Genomic DNA, 18,575 nt, shown 5'->3' with positions numbered 1-18,575 from the left:
TTACGCCGGCAGCAAGTCGATCACTGTCTCGATGATGATTTGGATAATCGGCACGGCCATGACCAGGATCAGCACTTTTCCGGCCAGCTCGATTTTGGAGGCAATCGCGCCTTGTCCGGCATCCCGGGTCATTTGCGCCCCGAATTCCGCGATGTAGGCAATTCCGATAATTTTTAAAATGGTTTCCAGAAACACGAGGTTCAAATCTGCCTGGACTGCCAGTCTTTCCAGAATGCGAATGACTTCGGCGATTTTTCCTACCAGGAAGTAGAAAATGATGACGCCGCTCGCAATCGCCAAAAGAAAGGCGAACATCGGCTTTTGTTCTTTAATCACCAGGGCAAGTATGGTTGCGACCAGTCCAAGTCCAACGATTTGTACGATTTCCATCGAGAGCCCCTCCTCAGTTGAACAGGAAGACGCGTTTTACCTCCGAAAACAGGTCGCCGAGGTAGTGGGACACCATGTACAGGACGATGATGAATCCGACCAGTGTCGCCCAGTGCGCGATATCTTCCTTTCCCGCCTGTTTGAGGACCGTGTGCAAGATCGCTGTGATGAACCCTACCGCTCCGATCTGAAAAACAGGTGTCAAATCAAAATCCACTGTGAACACCTCGCCTTTAGAACATCAGGATGACGACCAAGAGCCCGCCGAGGAAGCCAAGACTTTTGTACATGCGTTCGTATTTTGCCTGCTCGGCCCGCGCTTCTTCCTCCAGCCCCCGCAGGTGGGTAACCGCAAGGCGCAGATGCTTTTGCTGGTCTTCCCTGTCGGAGGAACCGAGAACCTGTCCGAGACTCGCGAGCACTTCCCGCTCTTGGCTTCGCAGGGCTGTTTGCGTCCACTGCTTGTTCATCGCCTGCTGCAAGGACTCTTCCGCCGAATGCGCCTTTTCGCTGACCAAAAGCTCTGCGGCGTGCAGGAACACCTTGCCCACATCCTCGGAGACGCGGCGACCTACCTTGACAAACGCCCGGTGCAGCGGGGTCATGCCGTAGACGATTTCCGTCTCCAGCATTTGCAGGGCAACCAGGAGAGCGCGCAGCTGAACCGGACGATAGGCGTAATACTTGCCGATTTGCCAGCCGACCAGAGAAGCGGAGAACAGGACGAGTACGGCACCGATCAGCTTGACCATGCGATCTTCTCCTGTCCAAGCGGCTTCATGCTTTGGTCGTAGATCCCCTGGATCGTGCCCACGCCTTTCGCCCGGCTAAGCACGATGTAGCGGGCAAATACGCCGTGTCGCACCAGGTTGCCAAGCATCGGACGCCGGGCCACCTCCTGGATGTCAGCGCCATGGGCGGAGCAGATGACCGCGACTCCCGCATGAATCGCTTCCCAAATGGCATCCCCGTCCTCCGCTCGCCCCACCTCGTCCACAACCAGCACATCAGGAGACATGGAGCGAATCAGCATCATCATCCCGGCAGCCTTCGGACAAGCGTCCAGCACATCTGTCCGGGGACCGACATCTCGCTGCGGGACTCCCTGGAGACAACCCGCCAGTTCGGAACGCTCGTCCACGATCCCGACCTTGCGGCTGGACGACCATTCACTCCCGTAGCTGAGGGAGCGAGCGATATCGCGCAAAAGGGTCGTCTTCCCGCATTGGGGCGGAGAGATCACCAGCGTACTCAACACGTTCCCGCCTTCAAACAAATAGGGCAATACTTTCTGCGCCGCCCCTTTTTTTTCCCGGGCAATCCGGATATTGAAGCTGGTGATATCCCTGATGCCTTTGACATCCCCTTTGTCCAGCACCACCTTGCCCGCGATGCCGATGCGATGGCCCCCGACGACTGTAATGTAGCCCCGCTTCAGCTCTTCCTCCAGCGCGTACAAAGAATGCTGGCTTACCTGATTCAACAGCTTGACTGCGTGCTCTGCGGAAAACATCCATCCTTTGCTCGCGGTGGAGGTAAGCTGGCCTGTCGGCGTCACGTAGCTGGATTGCTGGCCAAAGCGCACTTCCAACGGCTGATTTTGCCGAAGCCGAATCTCTTCCAAATGCTCTTTGACCGCGGAGGGAAGAGCAGTCAAAATCGAGCGTATGGCTTCCGGCAAGATCGCCACAATCTCTCTCACATCTAATACCCTCCTTTTTGTGGCCAACTCTCGTTTGTCCACATTGACTTACCTCCATCCTATGCGCGGATGGACGAGATTTATGCTAAACAAACAAGCTTGCCCCGGCGCTTTTTTCGCACGCAGGGGCAAGCTTGTTTACGTCGGGTTGATCGGTTGGTATTCGCGCTCGCCGGCAGGCTGTTGGATGACGTAGTGCCGATAGCCTTCCGCATCGCGGCCTTCTCGCAAGTGAATCTCTTTCTGGCAGTGCGGGCAGGAAAATTCGTAGCCGTCTGCGAGGTGGGCATCGTCCCTTGTTTCATAGAAGGAAGCGTCCTCGTCGTCGTCGAGATCGTAGCCGGTGGCGTACTCGATGCCATGGTCGTCGTCTTCTATCGTTTCGTACAAGGCGTCGTCGTCCTTGAAAAGATAGCGCTCCACATCTTCGAGGTCTTCATCCAGCGCTTCCACATAATCCTCCGCCTCTTCTACCCGGGCGTGCAGCTCGCGAAACTGGGCGTACACCTCGTCCATCATCTCGATCATCTCTGTCAAGATTTTGCCTTCCGCCCCCTGTTCGCTCACATCCAGACCGTCCGCCAGCCCGCGCAAATACGCGATTCGATTCGCCATCGTTTCGAGCATGCCATTCCCTCCCCGTGGTCTTTGCCAGTAGCATTCCCTCGATCACCCTCCCTTACCATTGGAAGGAGCTGGATCGCTACTTGCGAACCCCGATCAGGATGCAGGAGATGCCCAGCAGGATCCAGGCAATTTTGGCAAAGCTGACCCGATCCGACATGCCGAGCAGACCGATCGTCGTCGTCGAAATCAAAATGACAGGCCCGACAATCGCCAGCCCGGAATTGATAAGCAGCGCTTTTTCCACCTGGTTGACCTTCAAAATGAACAAGGCCGCCAAAATCTCGATGCTGCCGGACAACATCCGCAGGGCAGCCATGCCCATAATCGCTTTTTCCCACATACCGTCTCGTCCTCCTCTCCGTTCACTCTATGCCTGTACCGGCTCCTTTCAGCACTTGGGCCGGGCGATCGCCTACCGTCTTTCTCCTTCACTCCTCTTCTTCGACAGGCATACACTGAACCATACGCCTAGAAGAAATGAGGAAAACGCAATGGAAGACTGTGAGCATTCGTTTTTGCCCGAAAGCTGGGTGAATCCGTCCGGGCGCATGCGCGAAAAGCCCCGCCACAAGGGGCAGACCATGGTCATTGACAAAGGTCTGGGACTGACGGCTTACTTCGATTTACTGGAACTGGCTTCTCCTTATATCGATATATACAAACTCGGCTTCGGAACGACCGCGCTCTATCCGCCACACGTGCTGCAACAAAAGCTGGACGCGGCGAAGGTTCACGGGCTGCACATCATGCCTGGCGGAACCTTTTTCGAGGTTGCCATTCGGCACAGTAGCATCAAGGAGTACGTGCAGAAAATTCGCTCGCTGGGATTTACGGCTGTGGAAATTTCCGATGGCACTTTTCCGCTTCCGCTTGAAAAGCGCAAGGAGGCGATCGGGCTGGGGGTGGACGCCGGGCTTGTCGTCTATACAGAGGTAGGCAAAAAGGCTGCCGGCTACCGCGCCGAACGCGAGGAGCTGCTCGAAACGCTCGACTTCGACGTCGCGGCTGGCGCCAGCTACGTCATCGTCGAAGCGAGGGAGAGCGGGACGGTCGGCGTTTTCGACGGAAACGGCAAGGTCGATCACGCGTTTCTCCAGGACATTGTCTGTGCAGCACAGACCAACGCGGAGCGACTCATCTGGGAAGCGCCGCAAAAAGAGCAGCAGGTGGGGTTGATCCAGGCGCTGGGCAGCGATGTCCATTTGGGCAACATCGCCTGCACGGACGTCCTGTCCGTCGAGACGCTGCGGCGGGGCCTGCGCGGGGATACGGCCCTGATTATGGAGGAGGGGAGGTCTCTTTGTGCGAATAGAAGTCGTGCCGACGGTGGAGGAAATTCGCTTTGACCAGATCAGCAACCACGTCGTCATCGTCATCGACGTTCTGCGCGCCTCCAGCACCATCGTCACCGCACTGGGAAACGGCTTCGTATGCGTCATTCCGGTCGAGACGATCGGCCAGGCCAACTCGTTGCGCGCTGCCGATTGCCTGCTGGCCGGGGAGCGGCATTGCCGCAAAATTCCCGACTTCGACTGCAACAACTCCCCGACGGAAATCTATGCGACCAGAAAGCCAGGCAAGCGACTCGTGCTCACGACGACGAACGGAACGCGCGCCATCCAAAAGGCGGAGCGCGCCTCTAAGCTCTTGATCGGCTGCTTTTTGAACGCGACGGCCTGCATCAGGCACGCGCTTACCTATCATCTCGATATTACGCTGTACTGCGCGGGCACGCGCTCCGAATTCGCGCTGGAGGATGGGCTTGCCGCAGGGCTGATGATCGTACAGGCGCAAAAAGCGCTGGCGAACATCCAGACGTGCGACCTGGGAGAAGCTTTGAAAGCGAGCTATTTGTATTACGCGGACAAATTGAGCGAGCAATTGCTGCAAACCACGACGGGAAAACGCCTCGCCTCGCATCATTTTGCCGATGACCTCCGCTTTTGCTCGCAGGTCGACCATTTCCAGCTCGTCCCCTACGTCAAGGACAAACGCATACTCCCCCACCTTGTCTCATAGAGTGAAAGGAGAACAGGGACAGGGGTTTTGATGCCAATGATGATGTCTGGAGAAGTGATGCTGGTCATCCTGATCGTCATAGGGTTACTAGGCCGTTCGCCGATTATCGCGACTGCGGCGAGCGTGCTGTTGGTGCTGAAGCTGACGGCTCTGGAGCGCTTTTTCCCCACGGTCGAACGTCGCGGCCTGGAGCTGGGCCTATTGTTTTTGACGATTTCCGTACTGGTGCCCTTCGCCAGCGAGAAAATATCGTGGAAAGATGTCACACCGCTGTTTACGACGGTTGTGGGCTTAACCGCACTTGCCGGGGGGGCGATTGCCACCTGGATGAACGGCAAGGGGCTCGACCTCTTGCGAACCGAGCCGCACATGATTATCGGTCTCGTCATCGGGTCGATTATTGGCATTGTGTTTTTTCGCGGCATTCCAGTCGGTCCCTTGATGGCGGCCGGCATTACCGCCTTCGTCCTGAAGCTGTGGGACTGGTTCGGCGGGCGTTGGCCGCAATAAAAGAAAGCAGCCTCCTCCTTCCGCCTGGAACGGAGGATTTTTGCTGGAAACAAAAAAGCCGCACCCGATCGGGCACAGCTTTTTTCGTCCATTCGATGGTTGGCCTTACGCGCGAGAAACGTATGCCTCTGTACGCGTGTCGATAATCAGACGATCGCCTTCTTCTACGAAGAGGGGAACGTTGACGACGAAGCCGGTTTCCAGCGTGGCTTTTTTGGTCACGTTGGAAGCGGTATCGCCTTTGACGCCTGGCTCACATTCGGTGACAACCAGCTCGACTGTATTTGGCAGCTGGATTCCGATGGTTTCGCCGTTGTACTGCATGATTTGCACATTCATGTTTTCCTTGAGGAAACGCAGTTCGCGCTCGATTTGGCTGCGCGTGAACGTCAGTTGCTCGTACGTTTCGGTGTTCATGAACGTGTACTCGTCACCGCTCGCATACAGATACTGCATGGTGCTGGATTCGATGCGGGCAGGGTTTACTTTTTCACCGCCGCGGAAAGTCATTTCTGTGACGTTGCCATTGCGCAGGTTGCGCAGTTTGGAGCGCACGAACGCCGCGCCTTTTCCTGGCTTTACGTGCTGGAATTCAAGCACGGTGTAGATGTTGCCGTCCACTTCGATCGTCAAACCGGTCCGAAAATCGTTTACAGAGATCATCATTGTCCTCCCAAATGAATCAATAACGTAGAATAGTATAAATTACACGGGCAAAATGAGCAACTCTTTCGTAGACTTGTTGAGGTTTTCGTGTCCGTCTGCTGTAATCAGCACGTCGTCCTCGATGCGTACTCCGCCGAGCCCGGCAATGTAAATGCCCGGCTCCATTGTCACGAGCATGCCTGGCTCCAGAACGTATGTGCTTGCGGAAGACAAGCCCGGCAGCTCATGCACCTCGATCCCGAGGCCGTGGCCCGCGCTGTGGCCGTACGCTTCGCCGTAGCCAGCCGCCGTGATGATCTCTCTTGTTGCCGCATCCGCTGCTTGCGCCGTCACCCCTGGCTTCAACGCTTCCAGACCTGCCAGCTGCGCACGCAACACGATGTCGTAAATCTCCTTCATTTTCGCGCTCGGCTCCCCGACAGCGAGTGTGCGGGTGATATCGGAGTTGTATCCTTTGTAGGCAGCGCCGAAATCGAGCGTCACCATTTCGCCTGCTTCGATCACTTTTTCGCTGGCCCGTCCGTGCGGCAGCGCACCGCGCACGCCGGACGCCACGATCATGTCGAAGGCAGAGCCTGTCGCGCCTTGCTTGCGCATGAAATATTCCAATTCCAGCGCAACGTCCACCTCGCGCACGCCTGGGCGGATATAGCCCTGAATATGCGCAAAAGCCGCTTCGGCAATTCTCACCGCTTCGCGGATGATGACCATTTCCGACTCGTCCTTGAACATGCGGATTTTTTCCAAAAGACCGCTGGTTGGGACAAGCTCTACGCCGTCAAAGCCTTTGCTCCACTCCTGGTACGTGCCGAAGGAAATGCTGCTTTCGAACGCCAGACGCTTGACGCCTTTTTCCCGCAGCAGCTTGGCAATCGCTTCGACCGCTTTGCGCTCGTTGTTGACGACCGTAAAATCTGGCGCCTGCTCCTTCGCTTGTTCCACATAGCGGAAGTCGGTCACCAGGAAAGCTTCTGTTTCGGTGACAATCGCCCAGCCGGTAGAGCCGGTAAAGCCGCTCAGATAAAAACGGTTTTCGGACTTTTCTGTAATGAACGCATTCGCCTCGACCTGTGCAAGCGCTTCACGCAATTTGTCCAAACGTTGTTTCATAAAAACCCGTTCCCCTTTCGTCTTTGCGAAGCCGTTATTTTTGTTCGATCTTGCGGACGAGCGCCCGCAGCGCCCATTCATATCCGTCCATGCCCAACCCGACTACCTGCCCGATGGTGACAGGCGCGATGACGGAACGGTGGCGGAATTCCTCGCGCGCGTGAATGTTGGAGATATGTACTTCGATTGTCGGGAGCGCCACACCTGCGAGCGCATCGCGGATGGCGTAGCTGTAATGCGTGAATGCTCCGGGGTTAATCAAAATCCCGTCGTGAACGCCCCTGGCCTGGTGAATCGCATCAATCAGGACCCCTTCGTGATTGGACTGGCAATGCGCAAGCTTGCCGCCCAGCTCGTCCATGACGGAAGACAGCTTTGCCACCAGATCCTCCAGCGTTTCTCTTCCGTAGACGTCTGGCTCCCGCGTTCCCAGCAAATTCAGATTGGGGCCGTTCAACAGCAGAACGGAAGTCATCGTCATCCCTCCCCCTTTGTTTTCGCAAAACGTTTTTTCCCTAATAAAATATTTTACCACAAGCCATTCCCTGCACAACAGTAGGATGCAAAAATCGGCCAACATTGCGAATCTTCCAAACGGAACAAAGAGCGGGGACGAGCCGATCCCCTAGTGCTTTGCTCCGTCCCACTGTTCCTCGTGCGACTGCTCCAGGACGAGGGTCATGCCGATGAACAACCCGTACGACAAGTACCAGGCTCCCTCCGTGCTCAAGGTTCCCATCTCCCAATTCCCTATGCGAAAAAAGAATCCTGCCATCGCAAGCAAGATCGCGCCGTAGAGAAGCCCGGACCACCACACGCGCATGTGCCCGAACAAGAGGGAAAACAAGAAGCTGGCCAGGACGGTTTCCACAAACAGCACAATCGCCCCGAGCGCTACGCCTGTCAGACTGTCCTCCTCATACCCGGTAAGCAGCGGCCGGGCAAACGCTCCCAGCCCGTACGGTGTCAGATTCAGAAAGTGAGCGAGCACGCGAACGATCCCCCACAGAATCGTTCCCCAAAAAGCAAGCTCGACAATTTTGGCCGCCGACGTCGGTTTTCGCCCCTCGGCGCTCCGCTCTTTCGGCTTGCCCCCCAGCTCCTTGTGCCCTCGTGCAGCTTTGCCTGCTACCATGTTCTATCACCTCACACGTAGTATGTGCGGTTCCCCTGTTTTTCACTACCTGTTTCCATTTCTGGGCGAAGCCTGAACTCCTTGTAGCTTCAAGCCCCGCTTTCCGGTAAAATGGAGAATAAGGAAGGTGATTGTGTTGGCTCAGCAAAAGGTACCCAGCTATGGCGGTCAAGCCGTCATCGAAGGGGTTATGTTCGGCGGCAAAACAGTGACTGTAACAGCTGTTCGCAAAAAAAATCACGAGATTGAGTATTTCGAGGCCCCGCGCACGGAATATAAATGGATTACTCCCCTGAAAAAAATTCCGTTTATCCGCGGCCTGGTCGGACTGATTGAAGCCAGCGCCAACGGGGCCAAACATCTGAACTTCGCTTCTGAACGCTACAGCATGGACGCCGGAGAAGAAGTGAGCGAGGGCCCTTCGAAACTGACGATGATTCTGGGGGTCGCCCTTGTCGGTGTACTCTCCTTCTTGTTCGGTAAATTCGTCTTCACGCTCGTTCCCGTTTTCCTGGCCGATTTTCTGTTGGGAAAATGGGTCCCGGATGGCGTCCCCCAAACCTTGGCAGAAGGCGGCTTCAAAATCCTTCTGCTGCTCGGCTACATCACCGCCATTGCGCAAGCCCCGCTGATCAAGCGGCTCTTTCAATACCACGGCGCGGAGCATAAGGTGATTAACGCCTTCGAAGCCGGGGTAGAATTAACAGTAGCCAATGTGCAAAAATTTTCCACCCTGCATTATCGGTGCGGGAGCAGTTTTCTCATTTTTACCGTGTTCGTCGGTGTCGTGATCTATTCCCTGTTCAGCTACGACTCCCTGACAGAGCGGGTCGTGCAGCGCATCGTCCTCTTGCCGCTGGTCATCGGAGTCTCCTACGAGGTCTTGCAGTGGACAAACAAGCTCCGTGACACCCCTGTTTTGCGCTACCTTGGCTATCCGGGTCTCTGGCTGCAAAAAATCACGACGCGCGAGCCAGACGACAGTCAGGTCGAAGTAGCCATCGCCTCTTTCCAGAAGATGCGGGAGCTGGACCTTCAACAGGTTCAGAGGAAAATGGCTACGACCGGATAACGTGAGGCATTCTTATTCCCATTGAGGTGAGGCCAATGTTACGTCGCATTCCACCCGTGATTTTGATTATTGTGCTGCTCGCCATTTACGGATTTTTGTTGACCTTCATCCGCGATCCGATCAATACGCTGATCATTCTCGGTTTGTCAGCGACTCTGTTTTTGATCGTACGCAACTATTTGCGCACGGGCTCCTTTTTTCAAAATCGGACAGAACCCGGAAAGCCGAAGCAACAAAAGGCAAAACCAAAACCTCCGGTGATGCGACAAGCGCCCAAAAAGCAATCGACGGCCTCAAGAAAAGATCATCCGTTCCGCGTAATCGACGGTCAAAAAGGAAAAGCGAAAGAAAAGCAGGAGGAAAAATCGCAGAACAACATTTCTCCCTGACAGCAAAAACAGGTAGCCACTAGCGGCGACCTGTTTTTTTGTGCCCGATGGCTACACCAAATATTTAGGAGCTGTATTTCGAAAGACTTTGACGTATTCGTCGAAATCCCAGCGCTGCAAAAACTGCCGGGCTGCCGCTTCTCCCGATGCGTACAGCCGCTCGCGCATGTCCTTCGACAGCTGAAATTGCGTGGTCCTCACGCCAAGCGTATGAATGAAGACCGTCCGGACCGCCTGTGCCTTGTCGACATACAGCCTGTCGTGGGCATCGAGCATCGTGGCCAGCAGGCTGCGGGAGAAGGAAAACAGGCCCGTGATTTTCTTATGCTCCCGTTTGTCCTGATCGTCCGAGAGCCGAAACCCGATTGTCGGCCACTGCGGGACCCCCGGCACGTCAAACAGCCAAACCGGATAATTGCTGAGCAACGCTCCATCGACGATATAGTGGGTATCGTTGCCGCTTTTCAGCTGGGCCGGCTGAAAGAAAAACGGAATCGAGGAAGACATGCGGACCGCTCGGGCAATGGAGAAACGATCCGGGTCCATGCCATAGCGCGAAAGATCGTCTGGCAGCACGACCATTTGGCCTGCCGTGATATCGGAAGCGACGATCTTCAGCTTGCCGGGCGGCAAATCGCCGAAGGTCCGCACTCCTTTTCGCCGCAGCAAATCTTCGATGAACAGCTCGATCCGGTCGGCACGAAAAATCCCTTCCCGCACCAGCAGCTCGTGCAACGGTCCGATGAGCGGAAGTCTGCCGATCCCCGCCCGATGCAGAAAGTGAAGGTAATCCAGCTCGTCAAAAATCGGTTTCAACTCCTGGCTGGTGTAGCCTGCGCTGAGCAGAGCGGCTACAATCGAGCCTGCCGACGTGCCGGCCAGCTTTTCCCACGTATAGCCGTTTTCCTCCATGACGCGCAGGGCGCCGATAAAAGCGATCCCTTTTACGCCCCCGCCTTCAAAAACCGCATCCGCTTTCACCCCTGCCGCCCCCTTCCCAAAACCGCTCTACTACCAAATATAGGGCGACAGCTCATCCGTTAGGAGTAGAAAACGGAACTTCGCTGCGTTTTTTTCGCGGCAAAAGAAAAGCGCAAGCCTGATTCGCTTGCGCACCGTAAATGCCTATTCTTCTTTTTGTTCATCTTCCAGCCGAATCCGTCGGAGCTCCTCCATCCGGTTCGGGTCTGCCTGGAAGTATTGAACGAGATATTCCAGACAAGTAATCGACTCCCAGCTCAAGTGGTGCTCGATTCCTTCGACATCCTGGTAAATATGCTCTTCATCAACGCCAATGACCCGCATAAACTCTTCCAGCAGGCTGTGACGATCCACCAGACGCTTTCCGATCTTTTTCCCTTTGGGCGTCAACACGAGGCCACGGTATTTTTCGTACACAAGATATTTGTCTTTATCCAGCTTTTGAACCATTTTCGTGACCGAAGAGGGATGTACTTCCAACGCTTCAGCAATATCGGAGACACGAGCATAGCCCTTTTCTTCAATTAAGCTGTAAATTCGTTCCAAATAGTCTTCCATACTCGGCGTCGGCATGTGAACCCCTCATTTCAAACCATATTTCTTCCGCCCAAAAAAGGCACGTAGAAATATAATACCTTTACATGAGAACGATTAGCAAGAGAAACCTGTCTATTGTGGTTGCTTTTCTGCTTGTCGGTTCATCAATTGGACAAATTGGACCAATTGCTGGCCGAGCGTCTCCATCCGGGCCTGCAAGCGTTCATCTTTCAGCTTGCCTTCCGGCGTGAAGGCGTTGTACGCGCTCGGGACACTGGGACTGGCTGGCAGCGGCCAAGCGTGCAGATTGCGCATAATCAGCTGTAGCGTATTGACGGTGTTGGTAGCGCCCATGCTTCCTCCGGCGACGCCAACCAGTGCGACCTGTTTGTCGCGCAGATGGCGGGCCTCCAAAAAGTCGAGCGCATTTTTCAATGCCCCGGTCAGTGTCCCGTGATACTCGGGCGAGCCAATGACAAGGCCATCCGCTTCGGAAATTTTTTGCACAAAGCGATGCACCACTTCCGGATAAGTCGACGCGTCTTCCCGGGCGTCGTACATCGGCAGATTCCAATCTGCCAGATGGATCATTTCAATATCAGCACCTGCGGCCTTCGCCGCGTCGAGTACAATCGCTACCGCCTGTTTCGTTGTGGAGCTCTTGCTCATGCTTCCTGCGATTCCGACAATTTTCATTTCTCGAGTCACCTCATGTGGTCGCTTTTCCTAGTACGTCCTTCATTATATTCCGCTTGCCATACTTTGTAAATGTAAAAGTATATTTACTATTCCCGGTTCTGAACAAGCCTTTCCGGGACATACACATGTAGCAAGTTCGGAATAAGGATGATGCCTATGGACAAAGTCGCTTGGCAAATCGCCATTCTGTTTGCGGGGTCCGCACTCGGAGGACACTATCTGGGCGGTTATGAGTGGCTCCGTTTCTTTACCTATTTTGGCTCCTGGGGCACAATCGGCATCGTACTCGCTGGTGTTGGGCTCGGATGGCTCAGCTTTCAACTGTTGGGCTTTTGTCACCGCCACCAAATCAGCTCGCTCTATGAGCTTTCCCTGCGTCTGTTCGGCGAAGCGTTCGCTTCCAGCCTGTCGGCACTCACGCATCTGTTCTTGCTGGGGTATGTGGGCGTCATGCTCGGACAGCAGTCCGCTCCTCTCATCGAAGGACTGTCTCCCGTCTGGGTTCTCTTATTGTCTCTCCTCGTCGCGATCTTTTTCCTGTTCAAGCGCTGGAAATGGATCGTCACGGGGACAGGGGCTTGCCTGGCAGCAGGTCTGTTGTTTTTCGGCTTGCTTTTTTTGCGCCAGCCGCATGTCCCCATTCCCGATTTCGGGTATCAAATGAATGGAAACTGGCTTTTGCACGCCATTTTTTTCCTGGCTCTGCACTTTTTGCTCACGCTCGCCGTGCTTTTGCCCATCGCCGGACGAGCAAGCCAGCCTCTCTCGCTTCGGCTCGGGCTTGGCGTCGGCACGGCTGTCGTCTCTCTCTTTTGGCTCCTCGGTCAAGCTGTTCTGCTCTCCCACTGGCATGATATTCACGCATCGCTCTGGCCGGTGAAGCTGATTTCCGTTCAACTGCTGCCAGCTGGCGGCCTGGTTTTCGCGCTCCTGGGGCTCCTCCAGGGCGGGGTCTTGTCGGCCTTGCTCCTCTATTCGCTCGCGCACCCCGTCACCCAGCGCCACCAGTTGCAAATGGCACCGCTCTTGCTGGTCATGCTGCTGGTAGTCGGCCTGTTCGCCTTCCTGGCGATGGCGCTGCCGTGGAGCGTTTCTGTCGTGGCAAGCGGGGCTACCTACTGCGGATTGCTGCTGCTCGCATGCTTTGTCTGGAAGCGTCAGACGTGAGTGGCACGCTGCACGCTTACAGGCAGCAAAATACGGACGGTCGTTCCCTGTTGCCGCTCGCTTTCAATCTGCAAGCTTCCGCCATGATCCTCCAAAATTCGCTGGCTGACCATGAGACCGAGGCCCGTTCCGTTTTCCTTCGTCGTGTAAAAAGGCTCGCCCAGCCGCGGAATTCGCTCGGGATCGATTCCGCATCCATTGTCCGTAATGCTGATCTGGATGTGCTCCGCGCTCACCAGCTGACCCCTGACGTGAATCTCTCCGCCCTCGGGGAGCGCTTCCATCGCATTTTTGCAAATATTGAGCAGGACTTGCTTGATCTGATTTTCCTCACAAGAAATGAGCGGCAATTGCGGGTCAATCGAAGCGTGAATCTGGATGTTTTTTAAATTGGCCTGACTTTCCAACAGCGAGAGAACATTGCCGATCAAATCGGACAAATCCTTGCGCTGAAACCGCACCGCTTGCGGCTTCGCCAGCACCAAAAGCTCGCTGACAATCAGATTGATCCGGTCCAGCTCCGAAAGCATAATCTGGCAGTAGTTGCGGTGCGTGCCTTCTACAGAAGCATCCAGCAGCTGGATAAATCCGCGCAGCGATGTCAGCGGGTTCCGTATCTCATGCGCAATGCCGGCTGCCAGCTGGCCGATCGCCGACAGCTTGTCCGATTGGCGCAGCAGTTCCTTTGTCTTCGTGATTTCCGACACGTCGCGCGAGACGACCAGCATGCTGTCGACCACCCCGTCATGGTTGCGCACAGGCTTGAACCGGGACTCCACATGGACCCAATGCCCCTCGCTGTGCTTCAGCCGATAGAAAGTCGTCGCTTCCTCCTCCTTGCGCCAGCACTGTCTGAAAATCTCGGTAACCTGCTTCAGATCTTCCGGATGAATAAGCATATGTATGACGGCAGGGCCCATTCGGGTCATGAGCTCGCTCGAATATCCCAAAAACGTCGCATGCGCATTGGACACGTAGGCAAGGCTGCCGTCCAGCTTTACCAGGTAGATCATTTCGCTCATGTTTTCCGTAATCAAGCGAAAATGTTCCTGGCTCTCCTTCAGCTTCTGCTCCATCTGTTTTTGTCGGGTAATATCGCGGGAACAACAGATGATTCCTTTTACGTTTCCCTGCTTGTCCAAAACAGGCGCGTACGACAGCGATACGTGCAGGAGCGAGCCGTTCCGGTGCCGGCGGACGGTTTCATAGCCGACAATCGCCTTTCCCTGCAAAACTTCCGCATGATACCGCTCCATCTCCACGCGCTGCTCGTCTGGCACGCACGGAATGGTCTTGCCCAGCAATTCAGACATGCTGTAGCCGAACTGCTCCACAGAGGCCTGGTTCACATGCGTAAATTTTCCGTGTCTATCCACAATCGAGATGGCATCCGGAGTCTGCTGCAACAAGGCATCCAGCAGCTCCTTCGCCTCCTCCAGCTCTCTTCGCAATCGCGCCAATTCTTCCTGCTCCCGTGTACGCGGTCCTCCTTCTCTCGCCTGCTTGTACATGCGGTAGAACGGGATCGTCAGCAGCAGCGCATACAGGACATTCATGGAAAAGAACGACCACAAATCAATGTTCTCGGGATAATAGCGCAGCAAAAATACGCTGACTGGAATCCAGCCGATGATGAGTGTTACGGAAAGCAAGAAACTACTTGAGCCTATTGGTATCATCACAACCTCCGCTGTTCCTAGCTGATGAGTAGTAGGGATTGTCGTAACTAGCATGGATTGGATTGACTATCATTTTCAAAAATTTGGAAATCATACAATATAGACTGAACAAACTTTTTTAGGATTCTTAAAAATTATAAACTTTTTTCCAATGTGTGGCTATTCCTTGTCAATCGACATATTGCGACAACCCCCAAGCAAAAAGCGCCCTCCCGAGGACGCCCCACACCTTCGCATTCGTTCGCTTGCTCCATGCCTCCTGAACCGCGCTACTCAACATCTTCTTCGGACTCGTGTTGTCCGTTCGTGCGGCCTGACGGGGGCGGGTAGGCCGGAGTTGCCGTATCCGCTATTTGACCGACCACGGAAGCAATCAGGTCCGCGGCTTGGGCCAGCTGCTCTTTTTCGATCGAGACAAGCACATCCTTCGTTCTGTCGTTTCCTTCCTCCGCTGATTGGCGTGTGACGAGCAGAGCGGGAATGCCTGCCTCTGTCAATGGCTCCAACTCCCTGCGCTGCTCCGGCCGCGCGTTTTTCCACGCCGACGGCTGAGCTCCCGCTTCGACCAGCAGGTCAGCTGCGAGAGCCGCTTCCCCGCCTTCAGTGAAGACTGTCAGGCGTCCACTCCGTCCCACTTCATCGACGTAATAGGCGGCAACGATTTTTTGCCTGTCTGTTTCGCTCAGCGATTCGCTGAAGGCCCGCTGTCCTCGTTGGCCCGCCGTCACGGCGCCGAGGCTGACCAGCTGTACCTCGGTATCCAGCCGACTGTCTGCCAACTGGCGGGCGACCTCCAAGAGGACAGCCACCCCGGAGGCATCGTCATTTGCCCCTGGCGACGAAGCGGCGGAATCGTGGTGGGCGAGGATGAGCACGCGCCGCGCTGCTCCTGATTCTGTCGGTCTTTTCAGCGCCGTGATATTGTAGGAGGTATGGCGGCTTGTCACGCTGCCTTCCACCTTCACGGTGGCTTTCAGCGGCTCTCTCAGCGCCCGCTGCTGGAGCAGCTGTCCTTCCTCCCGCGACAAGCCGATCACCGGAACAGACATGTCCAGCGGTGCGCCCAGCGACGCCCGCCATTCCCCCTCGCGATCGTCCCAGATGATGACCGCCACGGCTCCTGCGGCTGCCGCCTGTCTGACCTTTTCTCCAAACGGAATTTCCCCTCGTTTGACCAAGGCAATCTTCCCTCTCGCCACTCCGCCGGCAAAATCAGCGGCCCGGCCATAGCCTGCATCGACAAGCTCTGCGGTCTGTACGCCGTTTGGTCCAAATGTCAGCGGTTGGACAGCCCAGCTTCGCTCCCAGCCTTCGATGGCAAGAGACAAGCGCGCGGGCGGCTGGTACGTATCGTAGGAAAAAGGCTGCAAGACAGTCTCATAGCCGTACGAGCGCAAGGCGTTCTCCACATATACCCCTGCTGCGAATTCCGTCTCGGTTGCAGCCGGCCTCGCCGTTTTTGCCAGATTCTCCACATGGCTGTACAACAGCTCGGCATCCACCCCTGCACGGGTCTGATTCGCATATGCCTGCGGCAGCGAGTCAGACAGCGGCAGCAAGCTTCCCCAAACAAGCAGTGCTCCTAGCGCGTAATGACCGACGGATCGCATGGCATTCTCCCTTCTTCCCGATGCTCTTGCCTTTATTATGGGCCACCCTGCCAAACACCGTCCAGCCAGAATAGTTAGTCAAATACCAGCATATACCAGCACGCGCCGTCAGCGGCGGACAGCTTTCGTTGTCCTTCTGCCCAAATCTGCTTGTACGCTCATGCGCCCTACAGAACGCGTCGATTTGTCGAGACGACGCCCCTATAAGAAAATGTAATAGAAGAGCGCGTCTCGCCCCTAAATGATTGATCGTGGATTTTCGGTTTTCAAATTGACCCTGCAAGGGACGATTTGCTACTGTTGAATCACAATAGCAGCCGCGGGAAACATGCGGCTGGAATCACTGGAGGAGGACTCACCATGTTCTATATCGACGGCAAATGGGTGGAAGCAGGGCAAGCGACCGTTCACCCGGAAGATCGCGGTTACAACTTCGGAGACGGCATCTACGAAGTGGTACGCATCTACAACGGGCGCCTGTATCAATGGGACGCCCATCTGACGCGTCTGTTTCGCAGCGCCCGGGAGATCAGGCTTTCGCTGCCGTGGAGCGCTGACGATCTGACGCGTTTGGCCACAGAACTGCTTGTCAAAAACAACCTCACCGAACAAGACGATTCGGTTCTCTATCTACAAATTTCGCGCGGCGCAGCTCCGCGCGTTCACGATATCCCGAACGGCATCAAGCCTGTCATCATGGCATTTGTCCGTCCCAAGGCTCGACCCGTCGAGGATCTGAAAAAGGGCTGGACAGCCCAGCTTATCGAGGATATCCGCTGGCTGCGCTGTGACATCAAGACGTTGAACCTTCTGGGGGCCGTCCTGGTCAAACAGTACGCGAAGGACGCAGGAGCCCAGGATTCGATCTTGCACCGCAACGGCATCATTACAGAGTGCAGCTCCTCCAATCTGTTTGCGGTGAAAAACGGCGAGCTACATACGCATCCCGCTACCCATTTGATCCTGCACGGCATTACCCGTCAGGTCGTGATCGACCTGGCGAAGGCAAACGGCATCGTCGTGCACGAGAAAGCGTTTGACATTGCCTTCCTGAAGCAAGCCGACGAGCTGTTCCTGACCAGCACGACGGCGGAAGTCATGCCGCTTGTTTCGGTAGATGGCGAGGCGGTTGGCAATGGTCGGCCCGGTCCTGTCACAACCAGGCTGCAAGCTTTGTTCGAGCAACACATTTACGACAGCGTGCTCGTCTAGGCGGTCGCTTCCACACAAAAAGCTCTCCTGGCTGACCATGCGACCAGGAGAGCTTTTCTTGTATGGCGATAGCTGCCAAGTACCAGCCTAGCGGCGCAAGTTCCACTCGTCCGTCGCATAGCGCGTTTTTGCCAGTTCTTCCGCCAATGCCCGCTCCTCGTCTGTCAGCACAGACGGGACCAGTTCCACTTCCAGCCCGGTAGCGAAGCCTTTGGAGAATGCTTCGATTGCTTCCTGCAAGCTTACAGGCCGCGGGCTCACCTCGTTGATCGTCACCGCTTTTTGGCGGAAGCTTTCCATCATCCGCTGCTTGACGCGATCCGATGGGAAGTGCAGCAGCGAAAACAGCAGTTCGACGTCCATGTCGAGCAAAATGGACCCGTGCTGGAGGATGACGCCTTTTTGGCGCGTCTGTGCGCTGCCTGCTACCTTTTTCCCTTCCACGACCAACTCATACCACGATGGCGAGTCGAAGCAAGCGGACGAGCCCGGAGAGCTGTACTTTTCTTTTTCCTCCTCGCTGGCGAGCGAGACCATCTCCGCTGCCAGTCCGAGGTTTTGAAAGCCGTGCAACAGGCCCAGGCTGATGATTTTGTACGCTTCGGTGACGCCGGACGGCATCCGCGGATGCTCCTCCGACACGATGACGCTGTAGGTCAGCTCCTGATCGTGCAGAACGGCCCGTCCTCCTGTCGCGCGGCGGACAAAGCCCAGCCCTCGCCGTTTCACTTCTTCCAGATTGATTTCCTTGATCGCCTTTTGAAAATAGCCAATCGACAAAGTAGCCGGATCCCATGTGTAAAACCGAACGGTCGGGGGCACCTTGCCCTCGCTGTGCAACTGCAAAATCGCCTCGTCCACAGCCATATTCATCGCCGGAGACATCGCTTCCGTCACGATATAGCGCCACTGTTCCATCGTATGTACCTCCCTACTCACAACACCTTCATTTTACGCTTCTCCTCGAAGAGCGGCAAGGCTTAGATGGGCTGCATCAGCGAGCCGTCTCCTCGATGATCGCCACGGCTGTAAGGATCGTCACCTGCGAGGATTCCTCTCCCCATGCAAGA

At 55.6% G+C, this 18,575-nt stretch carries 23 protein-coding genes; 7 read left to right on the top strand and 16 right to left on the bottom strand.

The window, feature by feature from the left end; translation table 11 throughout:
• The 6 genes from spoIIIAD to ACTHO6_RS02345 form a co-directional block, all read right to left on the bottom strand.
• The gene (gene spoIIIAD / locus ACTHO6_RS02370; protein ID WP_005827266.1) at positions 1-390 is read right to left on the bottom strand and encodes a stage III sporulation protein AD; all 390 of its coding nucleotides are present in this window, start codon (positions 388-390) and stop codon (positions 1-3) included.
• 13 nt (positions 391-403) lie between these two features.
• Positions 404-607: a stage III sporulation protein AC gene (gene spoIIIAC, locus ACTHO6_RS02365; RefSeq protein WP_005827263.1), complete on the bottom strand. Its 204-nt coding sequence runs from the start codon at positions 605-607 to the stop codon at positions 404-406.
• A gap of 16 nt (positions 608-623) precedes the next feature.
• Positions 624-1,142, bottom strand: coding sequence for a stage III sporulation protein SpoIIIAB (gene spoIIIAB, locus ACTHO6_RS02360; protein WP_440238918.1), 519 nt, complete (start codon positions 1,140-1,142; stop codon positions 624-626).
• The gene (gene spoIIIAA / locus ACTHO6_RS02355; protein ID WP_440238916.1) at positions 1,130-2,092 is read right to left on the bottom strand and encodes a stage III sporulation protein AA; all 963 of its coding nucleotides are present in this window, start codon (positions 2,090-2,092) and stop codon (positions 1,130-1,132) included. The genes spoIIIAB and spoIIIAA overlap by 13 nt, the downstream gene beginning before the upstream one ends.
• Before the next feature lie 138 nt (positions 2,093-2,230).
• Positions 2,231-2,719 carry a CD1247 N-terminal domain-containing protein gene (locus ACTHO6_RS02350; RefSeq protein ID WP_440238914.1) on the bottom strand — a complete coding sequence of 163 codons (489 nt, stop codon included), beginning with the start codon at positions 2,717-2,719 and terminating at the stop codon, positions 2,231-2,233.
• A gap of 76 nt (positions 2,720-2,795) precedes the next feature.
• On the bottom strand, positions 2,796-3,059 hold the full coding sequence (locus ACTHO6_RS02345) for a YqhV family protein (RefSeq protein WP_440238912.1): 264 nt from the start codon (positions 3,057-3,059) through the stop codon (positions 2,796-2,798).
• A 151-nt stretch (positions 3,060-3,210) separates the two neighbouring features.
• Between ACTHO6_RS02345 and ACTHO6_RS02340 the strand changes: the two genes are divergently transcribed.
• Genes ACTHO6_RS02340 through ACTHO6_RS02330 form a run of 3 tightly spaced genes read left to right on the top strand, consistent with a single transcriptional unit; the run spans position 3,211 to position 5,248 of the window.
• The gene (locus ACTHO6_RS02340) at positions 3,211-4,065 is read left to right on the top strand and encodes a phosphosulfolactate synthase (RefSeq protein ID WP_440238910.1); all 855 of its coding nucleotides are present in this window, start codon (positions 3,211-3,213) and stop codon (positions 4,063-4,065) included.
• Positions 4,022-4,738, top strand: a complete 717-nt coding sequence (locus ACTHO6_RS02335) for a 2-phosphosulfolactate phosphatase (protein WP_440238908.1) — start codon at positions 4,022-4,024, stop codon at positions 4,736-4,738. Before ACTHO6_RS02340 ends, ACTHO6_RS02335 begins: the two co-directional genes overlap by 44 nt.
• Before the next feature lie 39 nt (positions 4,739-4,777).
• Complete coding sequence (locus ACTHO6_RS02330) at positions 4,778-5,248, top strand: DUF441 domain-containing protein (RefSeq protein ID WP_440239408.1); 471 nt, start codon at positions 4,778-4,780, stop codon at positions 5,246-5,248.
• A gap of 105 nt (positions 5,249-5,353) precedes the next feature.
• Here the strand turns inward: ACTHO6_RS02330 and efp are convergent, their stop codons facing one another.
• From efp to ACTHO6_RS02310, 4 genes are all read right to left on the bottom strand, one after another.
• A complete protein-coding gene (efp, locus tag ACTHO6_RS02325; protein WP_440238906.1) occupies positions 5,354-5,911 on the bottom strand; it encodes an elongation factor P in 558 nt (185 codons plus the stop codon).
• Between the two features lie 42 nt (positions 5,912-5,953).
• A complete protein-coding gene (locus ACTHO6_RS02320; RefSeq protein WP_440238904.1) occupies positions 5,954-7,024 on the bottom strand; it encodes a M24 family metallopeptidase in 1,071 nt (356 codons plus the stop codon).
• A 34-nt stretch (positions 7,025-7,058) separates the two neighbouring features.
• Positions 7,059-7,499 carry a type II 3-dehydroquinate dehydratase gene (gene aroQ / locus ACTHO6_RS02315; protein WP_440238902.1) on the bottom strand — a complete coding sequence of 147 codons (441 nt, stop codon included), beginning with the start codon at positions 7,497-7,499 and terminating at the stop codon, positions 7,059-7,061.
• A 150-nt stretch (positions 7,500-7,649) separates the two neighbouring features.
• Positions 7,650-8,159, bottom strand: coding sequence for a YqhR family membrane protein (locus ACTHO6_RS02310; RefSeq protein WP_440238900.1), 510 nt, complete (start codon positions 8,157-8,159; stop codon positions 7,650-7,652).
• Positions 8,160-8,295: 136 nt separating this feature from the next.
• Between ACTHO6_RS02310 and ACTHO6_RS02305 the strand changes: the two genes are divergently transcribed.
• Both ACTHO6_RS02305 and ACTHO6_RS02300 read left to right on the top strand, forming a co-directional pair.
• A complete protein-coding gene (locus tag ACTHO6_RS02305) occupies positions 8,296-9,231 on the top strand; it encodes a DUF1385 domain-containing protein (RefSeq protein WP_440239406.1) in 936 nt (311 codons plus the stop codon).
• Between the two features lie 35 nt (positions 9,232-9,266).
• Positions 9,267-9,620: a hypothetical protein gene (locus tag ACTHO6_RS02300; protein ID WP_440238898.1), complete on the top strand. Its 354-nt coding sequence runs from the start codon at positions 9,267-9,269 to the stop codon at positions 9,618-9,620.
• A gap of 51 nt (positions 9,621-9,671) precedes the next feature.
• Here the strand turns inward: ACTHO6_RS02300 and ACTHO6_RS02295 are convergent, their stop codons facing one another.
• The 3 genes from ACTHO6_RS02295 to ACTHO6_RS02285 all read right to left on the bottom strand — a co-directional run bounded on the left by ACTHO6_RS02295 (position 9,672) and on the right by ACTHO6_RS02285 (position 11,834).
• A complete protein-coding gene (locus tag ACTHO6_RS02295; protein WP_440238896.1) occupies positions 9,672-10,601 on the bottom strand; it encodes a patatin-like phospholipase family protein in 930 nt (309 codons plus the stop codon).
• Between the two features lie 144 nt (positions 10,602-10,745).
• A complete protein-coding gene (gene mntR / locus ACTHO6_RS02290; protein WP_440238894.1) occupies positions 10,746-11,174 on the bottom strand; it encodes a transcriptional regulator MntR in 429 nt (142 codons plus the stop codon).
• A gap of 96 nt (positions 11,175-11,270) precedes the next feature.
• Positions 11,271-11,834: an NADPH-dependent FMN reductase gene (locus ACTHO6_RS02285; RefSeq protein ID WP_440238892.1), complete on the bottom strand. Its 564-nt coding sequence runs from the start codon at positions 11,832-11,834 to the stop codon at positions 11,271-11,273.
• A gap of 159 nt (positions 11,835-11,993) precedes the next feature.
• On the opposite strand from ACTHO6_RS02285, the gene ACTHO6_RS02280 reads away from it, so the two are divergent.
• Complete coding sequence (locus tag ACTHO6_RS02280) at positions 11,994-13,004, top strand: hypothetical protein (RefSeq protein WP_440238890.1); 1,011 nt, start codon at positions 11,994-11,996, stop codon at positions 13,002-13,004.
• Here the strand turns inward: ACTHO6_RS02280 and ACTHO6_RS02275 are convergent.
• Together ACTHO6_RS02275 and ACTHO6_RS02270 are read right to left on the bottom strand one after the other, a co-directional pair.
• Positions 12,995-14,683 (bottom strand): PAS domain-containing sensor histidine kinase, encoded by a 1,689-nt coding sequence (locus ACTHO6_RS02275; RefSeq protein WP_440238888.1) that lies wholly within the window; start codon positions 14,681-14,683, stop codon positions 12,995-12,997. The genes ACTHO6_RS02280 and ACTHO6_RS02275 overlap by 10 nt on opposite strands.
• A 269-nt stretch (positions 14,684-14,952) precedes the next feature.
• Positions 14,953-16,293, bottom strand: a complete 1,341-nt coding sequence (locus ACTHO6_RS02270; protein ID WP_440238886.1) for a M28 family peptidase — start codon at positions 16,291-16,293, stop codon at positions 14,953-14,955.
• Between the two features lie 360 nt (positions 16,294-16,653).
• Between ACTHO6_RS02270 and dat the strand changes: the two genes are divergently transcribed.
• Entirely contained in the window at positions 16,654-17,505 is an 852-nt protein-coding gene (gene dat / locus ACTHO6_RS02265; protein ID WP_440238884.1) for a D-amino-acid transaminase, read from the top strand.
• 87 nt (positions 17,506-17,592) lie between these two features.
• Here dat and ACTHO6_RS02260 read toward each other — a convergent pair whose 3' ends face one another.
• Positions 17,593-18,423 (bottom strand): lipoate--protein ligase family protein, encoded by an 831-nt coding sequence (locus ACTHO6_RS02260; protein ID WP_440238882.1) that lies wholly within the window; start codon positions 18,421-18,423, stop codon positions 17,593-17,595.
• Positions 18,424-18,575 lie beyond the last annotated feature (152 nt).

It is taken from the genome of Brevibacillus sp. SAFN-007a (genome assembly GCF_051967035.1).
Taxonomy (GTDB): Bacteria; Bacillota; Bacilli; order Brevibacillales; family Brevibacillaceae; genus Brevibacillus.
The sequence above is the reverse complement of the archived record's forward strand: the minus strand, read 5'-3'. Positions and strand labels throughout refer to the sequence as shown.